A 10,217-nucleotide genomic window follows, 5' to 3' on the forward strand; every position below is an offset into this window, starting at 1 on the left:
CGTCGCAGGTAGTACCCTCTACTTAAGATCCGCAGGGGAAAAATGAGGGAAAAATGAGAAAATCTGGAACCAGTGCCGCAGCCATTCTTCTGACCGCGCTGACCGCGCTTCCGGCCTTCGGCGGCAATCCTGACCGCGACGCCTATTTTGGCGAAACGCACGTTCATACGAGTTGGTCGCTCGACGCGTTCGCACTGGGGAACATGCTCACCAACCCCGGCGACGCCTACAAGTATTTCAAGGGTGAACCGATCAAGCATCCGCTCGGTTTCGACGTCAAAATCGATACGCCGCTCGACTGGGCCGGCGTCACCGATCACTCCGAGTATGCGGGCGTGGTCAATCTGGCCAACGAGCCCGGCTCGCCGGTCAGCAAGCTCGCCGTCGCACAGCCGCTTATCCTCAAAGCCCGCACGAAAGAAGAGATGGAACGGGTCGCCCTGTACGCGATCAACACTCTTGCTTCCGGCCCGCCGATCAAAGAACTCATGGCGCCCGAGATCGCAGGGACGGTCTGGAAGCGGAACGTCGAACTTGCCGAACAGGCGAACCAGCCGGGAAAATTCACGGCCTTCTGCTCGTACGAGTGGACCTCGATGCCGAGCAACATGAACCTCCACCGCAACATTTTCTTCAAGGACTGCGCGAAGGTGCCCGCGATGCCGTTCAGCGCTCTCGATTCGAAGCATCCGGTAGACCTTTGGGACTGGATGGACGGTCAGCGCAAGGCGGGCAACGACCTGCTCGCGATCTCGCACAACGCGAATCTGTCCGATGGGCGCATGTTCCCGACGGAGGTCGATACGAAGGGGCGCCCGATCGATGCCGTGTATGCGTCGTCACGCGCGCGCAACGAGCCGCTGATCGAGATCAAACAGCTCAAGGGGACCTCCGAGACCCATCCGCTGCTCTCGCCGACTGACGAGTTCGCGAGTTTCGAGATCATGTCGGTGCTGCTCGGCAATCCGCCCGGCCGCATTCCGCACATCGTCGGCAGCTACGCCCGACAGGCGCTGAAAGACGGTATCACGATGGAAGACACCAAGGGCTTCAATCCGTACAAGTTCGGATTTGGCGCCGCATCCGATTCCCACAACACCGCCGTGCCCTACCGTCAGGACAACTTCTTTGGTGGTCACACCTTCACCGACGGGACGATCGAAGGGCGCATGTCCGGCACCGTCGTCGGCGGCATGTTCGATGCGAGGACCGAAGGCACAAGCGGGCTGACGGGTGTTTGGGCGGAGGAGAATACTCGCGCGTCGCTGTTCGAGGCGATGCGCCGCAAGGAAACGTTCGGGGTAAGCGGGCCGCACATCAAAGTGCGAATGTTCGGAGGATGGGAGTTCGCTGCAGCCACGCTCGCGGACAAGAACTGGGTCAAGACCGGCTACGCGAAAGGCGTACCGATGGGCGGCGACCTGCCGCCTGCCACCGGCAAGGCTCCGACGTTCATGGTCTGGGCCGTCAAGGACCCGACGTCAGGAAATCTCGACCGAATCCAGATCGTGAAAGGCTGGACGAAGAGCGGCCAGAGCTTCGAGAAAATCTTCGACGTCGCATGGTCCGGCGACCGCAAGCCGGACAAGTGGACAGGTGTGGTCCCGCCCATCGGCAACACCGTCGACATCGAAAAAGCCACCTACACCAACTCGATCGGCGCAGTGGAACTGCAGGCCGTCTGGACAGATCCCGATTTCGACGCGAGCGCGAGCGTATTCTACTATGCTCGTGTGCTCGAGATCCCGACGCCGCGCTGGACGACGATCCAGGCAGCGAAGCTCGGAATCGCGCCCCCCGACGTCGTCGCGGCGACGCTGCAGGAACGCGCGTGGGGCTCGCCGATCTGGTACACGCCGAACGCAGAGGCTCGCAAGGCGGCAAAGCCCGGCACGACCGTCGCCGACCTGAAAAAGCAGGGTGCGCAGCCGCTGGGCGATGATCAGTTGAAGGCGCTCGTCGTGGAGAAGTCCGTCTGGCTGCAGAACAACGTGACGGGCGACAAGTACATGATCATCTACGGCGCGCTGGGCAAGGGCTCGGCAACCACGTCACTGACCCCTGCGGACCCGGGCTACGTCACGCAGCGCTTTCCGGCGGGCCAGGGTCAGTTCCAGTTGCGGTACGTCGGCAGGAACGTGTCCATGCAAAGCCTGACGGGCGACGCCGCGAAAGCCGCCTATCTCGAAGAGCCGCGGACCTACAGCATCGCGGGCGGCAGGATCGTGACCGACCTCGCCGGCACGCCGATCGAGATCGCCGTGTTCAAAGTCGGCAACAAGTTTCTCGCCGCGCGCAACAACGAGTTCGGCTACGCGAACTACGAAATCATTCCGGCGGTCGCCCAGCTTGCACCGCTGGCGGCCGCGCCGCGTTGATCCCGGCGATCCGATCGTGGTTGCGGGAGCCGCTCCTGCAGTTCCTCGCGATCGGGCTGCTGCTGTTCCTCGGGTACCACGTGCGCAGCGGCGGCGTGGAACCCGGTGAACCGTCCCGCCGCATCGAGATCACCAGCGACGACCTGCGCCAGATGCAGATCGCATGGATCTCGCAGGGCAAGCCCGCGCTCACACCGAGCGAGCTGTCCAGCCTCGTCGACGACCGCGTGCACGAGGAAATCCTCTACCGTGAAGCGCTCGGTCTGGCGCTCGACAAAGACGACACGATCGTACGGCGCCGCCTGGCGCAGAAAATGGAGTTTCTCTTCGAAGATGTCGCAGCGCTCCGCGAGCCGACAACCGAGGACCTCAGGGCGTGGTACGAACAGCACCCGGAGCGGTTCACACAGCAACCCCGCGCGACCTTCCGTCACCTCTACTTTTCGCCGGACCGTCGCGGAAATCGTGCGAAAGAGGATGCATCCGCAGCGCTGCGCAATGCCGCCGGGCAGTCGATCGAATGGACCGAAGACGCCGCCCGCTCCGATACATTCATGTTCTCCGACTACTACGGTGACGAGCCCTTCGACGCCGTAACCAAGATGTTCGGTCCGGACTTCGCGAACTCGCTGTTCCGGTTGACGCCCGGCGCCTGGTCGGGCCCGGTCGAATCGGGCTACGGCTGGCACCTCGTCTTCATCGACTCGATCACCGCGGCGCGTGTACCGCCTCTCGAAGAAATCGAAGCGGACGTAAAATCCGATTGGATCGACGACCAGCGCGCGAGGATGCGAGAGGCCGCATACTCGGTGATGAAGGCGCGCTATGAAATCATCACTCCGAAAGATATCGGCGCCGCGATGGCAGCTCTGCCGCCGTTGCCGCCCGGAGCGCCGCAGGCGGCGGCCGTCGTGCCTCAGTGAATCCTTTCCGGATCCGCTCCACGGCGCTCGCGTGCACGCTGCTCGTGCTGTCCGCGGCACCGGTCCACGCGCACGATGCGCGACCGGCGTATCTCGAGATCAGGGAAACGACGCCCGGTCTCTACGAGCTCGTATGGCGCCGCCCCGTGTATGCCGGCATGGAGCTTCCGGTCCTGTTGCGCCTTCCCGACGGCGTACAGGACGTGACGCCACCAGCCGTGCGCGAGCTGTCGGATTCGGTGGTCGAAAAGAGACTCGTCAGGCCGCTCTCCGGAACGATCGCCGGAATGCGGGTCGATTTCCCGGGCCTGGAGGCAACGATCACCGACGTGCTGGTTCACGTCGAACTTGCCGGCGGAGCCACGTCCACGACGCTCGTGCGCTCCTCGCGACCCTGGCTCGAGATCCCCGCGTCGACCGGGATGACGGCCGTGCTGAGCGCTTATTTCGTCCACGGCGTCGAGCACATCCTCTTCGGATTCGACCATCTGCTGTTCGTGCTCGCGCTGATCCTCATCGTTCGCAGCAGCCGCCTGCTGCTATGGACCATCACGGCGTTCACGATCGCCCACTCGATCACGCTCGCGCTCGCCACGCTCGGTTTCGTGCACGTTCCGGGCCCGCCCGTGGAAGCGGCAATTGCGTTGAGCATCCTCCTGCTGGCTGTCGAGCTCGTGCAGATGGATCGGGGGCGGACCGGCTTGTCGGCACGATGGCCGTGGCTCGTCGCTTTCTCGTTCGGGCTGCTGCACGGCTTCGGGTTTGCCAGCGCGCTATCCGGAATCGGTTTGCCCAAGGGCGAGATCCCGCTTGCGCTGTTCGCATTCAACGTCGGCGTCGAAACCGGACAGCTCGCTTTCGTGGCCACCGTGCTGGGCGTCGTCGCGCTGTCGAAACGTATCGGCATCGCCCGTCGTGTCGAGCGATACGTGTATCCGGTCGCGAGCTACGCGATCGGAAGCCTGGCGGCGTTCTGGTTCTTCGAGCGGCTGGCGAGATTCTGACGAGCGGAGTCGAGACGGTAGCTTTTCATCAGCGGAGCCTCTCGGGCGGGTACGGCGACGAGAGTCGAAGCCGCCTACTGCGCGACGGCCGCTGCAAGGCCAGCCTGCAACTCGTACATCCGCCGTTCGCGCGTCGCGAGCATGTAGCGTCGCGTCCAGGCAATCAGCGCGATCAGCGCGCCGAACGCCATCACGGGCGAAATCGCGACGACCTCGGCCGGTGTAAGATACACGGCAAAGGCCACCCTGAAGCACGCTTCGAGCAGGTAGACGATTCCCCATACGCCGGTGACGAATCGTTGGGCGAAACGCACCTCGGGATACTGCCAGAGGCCGTTCCACCACTGGAGTCGTACCGGATCGTCACCGGCGACGAACTGCCGCATCAGGAAGAAGAACAGCGGCCGCTCGGCGAGAAGCGACCCGAGGCAGACACCACCGAACGTCGCCGTGAGGAACGATTCCTTGATCAGCGCGAAGAACACGTTGCCCGAGATCAGCGAGGCGCCGGTTCCAAGCACCAGGAACGTGATCACGATGGCTCCGACCGGCTCGATGCGGCGAGACTTGACCAGAGAGCGAGCATTGTTGAGCGCGGGGAACATCGCGCCCGCGGCCAGCGCCCACAGCGTCGAAACGCCTTCTGCCGTGAGCACATTGAACGCGATGATCGGAAGCGCCGCGTCAAACAGGAGCGTGGGGAGCAACTGGGTGAAGCGGAAGCTTTCCGGCGGTTGCGGAAGCATCGTTGACGACTCGGTCATTCTCGCAGTGTCCGGCACAACCGGACGTTGAGTCCAGAACCAATATCCCGGTCGCACCGATCTTTCACCTCGCATCTGGCAGCTTCCAGATGCAGTGCGAGCAGGAACGGACCACCGGTACTGGATCGACATCGCGGACTACCGATCCAAGTCGGTATTTTCGCTCCTGATGATAGTCTTCTCGCTGGCGGACATTGGTCGCAACAGCACAACCTCTCCCGACAATTCCTGCAGGGGGAATCCTCGAGGAGCCCTGCACGGATGCAGGCGCACGAACACGGAGGCTGAATTGTGATCACGAAAACGCAGCCGGTGGAGGGGCCGGGCATCGACCCGACGACATCCGACTCAGCCCCGGCGCGAACCGCCGCGCTGCGTCTCGATGTGATCGCCGGCCTGACGGCTGCAGCGGTCGTTCTTCCGAAAGCGATGGCCTATGCAACGGTCGCGGGGCTACCCGTCGCAGTCGGTCTCTACACCTCGTTCATCCCGCTCATCGTCTATGCCCTGCTCGGCACGTCGCGAGTACTGAGCGTCACCTCGACCAGTACGCTGGCGATCCTGGCTGGTACGCAGCTCGGCCTGGCCGTGCCGGACGGCGACCCGGCCATGCTCGCGACCGCATCCGCGACGCTGACGGTGCTGGTCGGCGTGATCCTGATGTTCGCGGCACTGCTTCGACTGGGTTTCGTCGCCAACTTCATCTCGTCACCGGTGCTGACGGGTTTCAAGGCAGGCATCGGCTTCGTAATTGTGCTCGACCAGGTGCCCAAGCTTTTCGGGATCCACATCACGAAGCAGGGCTTCTTCCTCGATGTGTTCAGCGTTGTCCGGCACCTGCCGGAAGCCTCCCTCGTTACGCTGGCCGTTGCGATGGTGACGTTTGCCCTGCTGATCTCGATGGAGCGACTGCGGCCGCATTCTCCGGCTCCTCTTGTCGCAGTGGGAAGCGCGATCGCGGTTTCGTGGCTGTGTGGGCTGCATGGGCGGGGAGTTTCGACCGTCGGGCAGATTCCATCGGGGTTTCCGTCGATCACGATGCCGGACGTCGCGCTCGTCACCCAGCTCCTGCCGGGAGCGTTCGGAATCGCGCTCATGAGCTTCACCGAGACCATCGCGGCCGGCCGCGCCTTTGCCGGTTCTTCGGATCCGCCGATCGATGCGAACCGCGAGCTCGTGGCCACCGGCGCGGCCAATCTCGGCGGCGCATTCTTCGGAGCGATGGCGGCTGGAGGCGGCACGTCGCAAACGGCTGTCGTTCGCAGTGCGGGTGCGCGATCGCAGACCGCTTCGCTGGTGACTGCCGGCGCCGCGCTGGCGGTCATGCTGCTGCTCGCGCCGCTTCTGGGCCTGCTGCCCTACGCTACGCTTGCCGCAATCGTCATCGTGTACTCGATCGGGATGGTACAGCCCGCCGAGTTCCGGGCGATCCGCAACGTGCGGACCATGGAGTTTCGCTGGGCGCTGATCGCCTTTGGCGGAGTCCTGGTGTTCGGCACCTTGAAGGGCATCCTGGTGGCGATCATCGCGTCCACCATCGGCCTGGCCAGCCAGACCGCTTACCCTCGCGTCTACGTCATCGGTCGCAAGCGCGGCACCAGCGTCATGCGCCCGCTGTCACCCGAACATCCCGACGACGAAGCCATCGACGGCCTCCTGATCCTGCGTCCGGAAGGGCGCCTCTTCTTCGTCAACGCGCAGTACGTGTCCGAGCAGGTGGCGGCGCTCGTGGCGCAGCACAAGCCACGGGTGCTCGTCCTGGACATGAGCCGAGTGCCCGACATCGAGTACTCCGCCCTCATCAGGCTGGTGGAGGGTGAAAAACGGTGGCGCGACCAAGGGCTCGGCCCGTGGCTGGTGGGGTTGAACCCGCGTGTTCTCGAGGTGGTGCGGCGCTCCGGCCTGGCCGACACGCTCGGGCGCGAGCGCATGCTGTTCAATGCCCGCGCAGCGGTCGAACATTACGAGGCGCTGCAGTCGGCGAGTGCGTGACGCCGGGCGGCAGGGTCCCGGGAACAGAGGCCCGGGATTCGCGCTTCAGCGTTTGACCGCCGAACCGGAGCCGTCCTTCAGCCATTTGGTGAACTCGTCCAGCGTCTTGTCGAAATACACCACGTCCGTTCCGTCGTCCTTGTGCAGAACGGCCACTGAGTAGTTCGCAGCGTGGCCGGCATCATCGCCGTGGGTTCCTGCAGGCTCGTCCTGCACGGGGAACACTTCCACCTGGACTGCAGTGGCTTCGGGTCTTAGCTCGAGATTTCCCGGCCGTACGTCGATGTTCTTCTGCTTGCAGTAGTCCAGGAAGAGATGAACGTCGGACACCAGCGCTGATCCCTCTTGCGCGTCGAGGCGCTTGTCCTTGTTCACGTCGTAGTGGGAAACGACGTAGTCATCGTCGCTCTTGAGCGTTGCACTGGCGATCATCGCGATCGGGATGATGATGCATCCGCTGGCCAGTGCGGCCACCACGGAGGCAAAGGCCAGCGTAGCAATGCCACGAAGCGCAGACCGCGGTTTTTCATTCGAGAGGATCCCGTCGAAAATCCTTCCGCCGGCAATTTCGCCGCGGGAGACGTCGAGCAGGCACCGGCAGAATTCCTTTGTCGCCATGGCATTGCCTCCGGTCGAGTTTCATTCACCTTCTAACACGATTCCGATTCTGGCAAACATCTAGTCCGCCGCCTTGCGCTGCCAGCGAAGGAACGGCAGCTCGCCGACCTCGCCGCCCAGCCTGCGTCGTACTTCCCCGATCACGAACCGCGTGACCGAGGGAAGGTCGAGCTCTTCGATCTCGTCCAGCGTGAACCACTCGACGTGCAGCAGCTCTTCCCCGCTCGCGTGCGGGCGGTCGTCGAGCAGCACCTCTTCGGCGTGCGCGTAAAAGAAGCGCGCGTCGAAACGGCGCGGGCGATGCGGCGGCGTGATCGCGCGCGCGACGAGCGCGAAACGCGAAAGATCGGGGGCGGCGCCGTGCACCGCGTACTGCTGCCAGGCGGCGGGGACGCGGCCTGCCAGCGTGCCGGCCTGTCCGACGACGAGGCCCGTCTCCTCGAACGTCTCGCGCACGGCCGCCAGAGCAAACGCGCGCGGCCGGCGCCGGACTGTAGGCCCTGCCAGCCGCTGCGCGACTTCGTCGCTCAGCTCGGTTGCCGCCGGCGCGCGCACGTCGGACGGATCGACGCGGCCGCCGGGAAAGACCCACTTGTCGGGCATGAACACATGACCGCGCGAGCGCTGGCCCATCAGGATTCGGGGAGCGGGGCCGTCGCGACGCACGAGGATCAGCGTCGCGGCGTCGCGGGGACGGGTCGCCGGACCAGGGCGCTGGACGGGCGGAGGATCGAACCGGGAATCAGGCATCGGCGTTCACGGGAAAGAGTCGCGCAGGCCGACATCGAGCCTCGACGGCCGGGCAGAAGCAACTGACGCCGCTGTCGGTTGTCGCGACGGCCGCACCAACGATTGCCGCGTATCGAAGTCGCGATCTGTGACGGGACGCACAGGGTTGACGCAAGGTGCACGGCCGTATTGCCGCAACTGCGCCTGGTCGCTACTGTTCCGGATCTCGGGGAGCCCGAGTTTACCCGACCACGTGCGATGGAACCACCGGCAGCGGTTCCGCGTGCAGCGAATGCCCTTGCGTGCCCGACGCTGGAGAAATGTCATGCGAAAGCCGTCCTCTTCTATCGCAAGCGTCCTCGTCACCCGCATCGTTGCGCTCGCCGCGCTCGTCTTTGTCGCTGCGCCGACACGCGCGCTGGCGGCGTGCAACGATCCGCCGGATCCGAAGAAGCCGGCGAACCTGATGGACCAGCAGAAGTCGGCGACCACGATGGCCCTGCAGCTGAACGGAAGCGTCGGCAGCATCGACTCACCGTTCCTCGTCCCGGGCAAAGAGGACGGCTCCGGAGCGCCTCGCACCGCGACCGTGCACGGGTTGGGGATCACCAAGGACGACGTCGTCGGCATCGGCGTCGCCGGTTCAGGCGAAGTCGTGATCCTCGCGACAAGTTGCAACTTGCCGAAATGTCCCCCCGGCTCCAACGACATCATTTGTCACCCGACGACGCTTTCGATCGACATTGCCGCACAGACGGTTGTCTTCGACGTCGAGGAGTACAAGGTCCAGAACAAGGCTCTGGCCGGTGCTGCGCGCGTTGCGGTCGGTGCAGCATCCGACATGTGTCGCCTGGCCGACATGGTGTGCGCGCCCGGAGCGCTGCACGCCTGCATCGACAAGCTGACCTACCCCGCTCCTCCCCCGCCCGCGCAGCCGGTGCCGCTCGAGCGCCAGTTCCCGTCATTGACGCTGCTGCCGGTCCCGAACGACGCCAAGAATCTCTGCAACGGCAACTCCTGCAATGGCTCGGTCAACGAGCTGAACATCACGCTCGACTCGAGCGGCGACATCCTCGTCCCCATGTACTGGGGAAAGATCATCCGGAATCATAACACCAACGCCGATTGCGCCGAGAAGGACAAGAAGAACTGCGAGAAGCGCTGGATCAGGGCGGAGACGACGCTGGCGGCCTACCCCGGTCTCACGACAAACTCTGCCGTTCCCCTGCTTCCGGACGAGTACCTCCAGTCGTTCAACAAAGACGGCGAATCCTTCGATCCTCCTCCCACCTTTACCGCCAATACCGCGGTTGCTCACACGCTGGCGCTCCAGGGGACAGTGGACGAGGCACTCTCGGTGCTGCGAATCCGACGCTGCACGCAGACCGACCTCGACCCCAACGGTGTGTGCTCGAACGGTCTTTTCGATCTCGCCTCGCGCGCCGGCAACGGCCTGGAGTTCACGGTTGGACGAAAATCACAAGACCACGGCTTCTGCCAGTCGACGAGCAACGGCGACTGCACCAAAGACAATGATAAGCTATGTCAGGGCGCTCCGTGCATGTACTTCAAGCTGGAGAGCGGCGATATCCAGTTGAGCGGCGGCGGCGGTGGCGGCGGCGCCGGCGGTGGCGGCAACGGAGGCGGCGGGGATTTCGGTTGCTGGTTCCTGCTGATCGCCGTTCTCGGACTCCTCTGGCTGTGGGTACGCGAGCGGGGACGCAACCAGGCTTGACCAGCGAGGACTTGCGCCAGGCTACGAATAGACGTCGCTGCGCAGCACCGGCCTCGTGCCGTCGTCGCGCGCCG

The 10,217-nt window shown here is 64.3% G+C and carries 8 protein-coding genes; 5 read left to right on the forward strand and 3 right to left on the reverse strand.

The features are described 5' to 3' along the window. Window positions 1-53 precede the first annotated feature (53 nt). Genes VGK20_13690 through VGK20_13700 form a run of 3 tightly spaced genes read left to right on the forward strand, consistent with a single transcriptional unit; the run spans window position 54 to window position 4,305 of the window. Window positions 54-2,378 carry a DUF3604 domain-containing protein gene (locus VGK20_13690; protein HEY2775093.1) on the forward strand — a complete coding sequence of 775 codons (2,325 nt, stop codon included), beginning with the start codon at window positions 54-56 and terminating at the stop codon, window positions 2,376-2,378. Between the two features lie 20 nt (window positions 2,379-2,398). Continuing rightward, entirely contained in the window at window positions 2,399-3,301 is a 903-nt protein-coding gene (locus tag VGK20_13695; GenBank protein ID HEY2775094.1) for a peptidylprolyl isomerase, read from the forward strand. Continuing rightward, window positions 3,298-4,305 carry a HupE/UreJ family protein gene (locus VGK20_13700; GenBank protein HEY2775095.1) on the forward strand — a complete coding sequence of 336 codons (1,008 nt, stop codon included), beginning with the start codon at window positions 3,298-3,300 and terminating at the stop codon, window positions 4,303-4,305. Before VGK20_13695 ends, VGK20_13700 begins: the two co-directional genes overlap by 4 nt. Window positions 4,306-4,379: 74 nt before the next feature. Here VGK20_13700 and VGK20_13705 read toward each other — a convergent pair whose 3' ends face one another. Next, on the reverse strand, window positions 4,380-5,069 hold the full coding sequence (locus tag VGK20_13705) for a VC0807 family protein (GenBank protein HEY2775096.1): 690 nt from the start codon (window positions 5,067-5,069) through the stop codon (window positions 4,380-4,382). Between the two features lie 327 nt (window positions 5,070-5,396). Here VGK20_13705 and VGK20_13710 point away from each other — a divergent pair, with 327 nt between their 5' ends. After that, entirely contained in the window at window positions 5,397-7,061 is a 1,665-nt protein-coding gene (locus VGK20_13710) for a SulP family inorganic anion transporter (protein HEY2775097.1), read from the forward strand. 45 nt (window positions 7,062-7,106) lie between these two features. Here the strand turns inward: VGK20_13710 and VGK20_13715 are convergent, their stop codons facing one another. After that, window positions 7,107-7,679, reverse strand: a complete 573-nt coding sequence (locus VGK20_13715) for a hypothetical protein (GenBank protein HEY2775098.1) — start codon at window positions 7,677-7,679, stop codon at window positions 7,107-7,109. A gap of 60 nt (window positions 7,680-7,739) precedes the next feature. Then, window positions 7,740-8,429: an NUDIX domain-containing protein gene (locus VGK20_13720; protein ID HEY2775099.1), complete on the reverse strand. Its 690-nt coding sequence runs from the start codon at window positions 8,427-8,429 to the stop codon at window positions 7,740-7,742. Window positions 8,430-8,733: 304 nt separating this feature from the next. Between VGK20_13720 and VGK20_13725 the strand changes: the two genes are divergently transcribed. Next, on the forward strand, window positions 8,734-10,143 hold the full coding sequence (locus tag VGK20_13725; GenBank protein ID HEY2775100.1) for a hypothetical protein: 1,410 nt from the start codon (window positions 8,734-8,736) through the stop codon (window positions 10,141-10,143). The last annotated feature ends 74 nt before the right edge of the window (window positions 10,144-10,217 follow it).

The organism is Candidatus Binatia bacterium, from assembly GCA_036493895.1.
Lineage (GTDB): Bacteria > Desulfobacterota > Binatia > UBA1149 > CAITLU01 > DATNBU01.

Coding starts and splice junctions, on each gene's coding strand:
- VGK20_13690 (HEY2775093.1), top strand. CDS start 54: ATGAGAAAATCTGGAACCAGTGCCGCAGCCATTCTTCTGACCGCGCTG.
- VGK20_13705 (HEY2775096.1), bottom strand. CDS start 5,069: ATGACCGAGTCGTCAACGATGCTTCCGCAACCGCCGGAAAGCTTCCGC.
- VGK20_13715 (HEY2775098.1), bottom strand. CDS start 7,679: ATGGCGACAAAGGAATTCTGCCGGTGCCTGCTCGACGTCTCCCGCGGC.
- VGK20_13720 (HEY2775099.1), bottom strand. CDS start 8,429: ATGCCTGATTCCCGGTTCGATCCTCCGCCCGTCCAGCGCCCTGGTCCG.
- VGK20_13725 (HEY2775100.1), top strand. CDS start 8,734: ATGCGAAAGCCGTCCTCTTCTATCGCAAGCGTCCTCGTCACCCGCATC.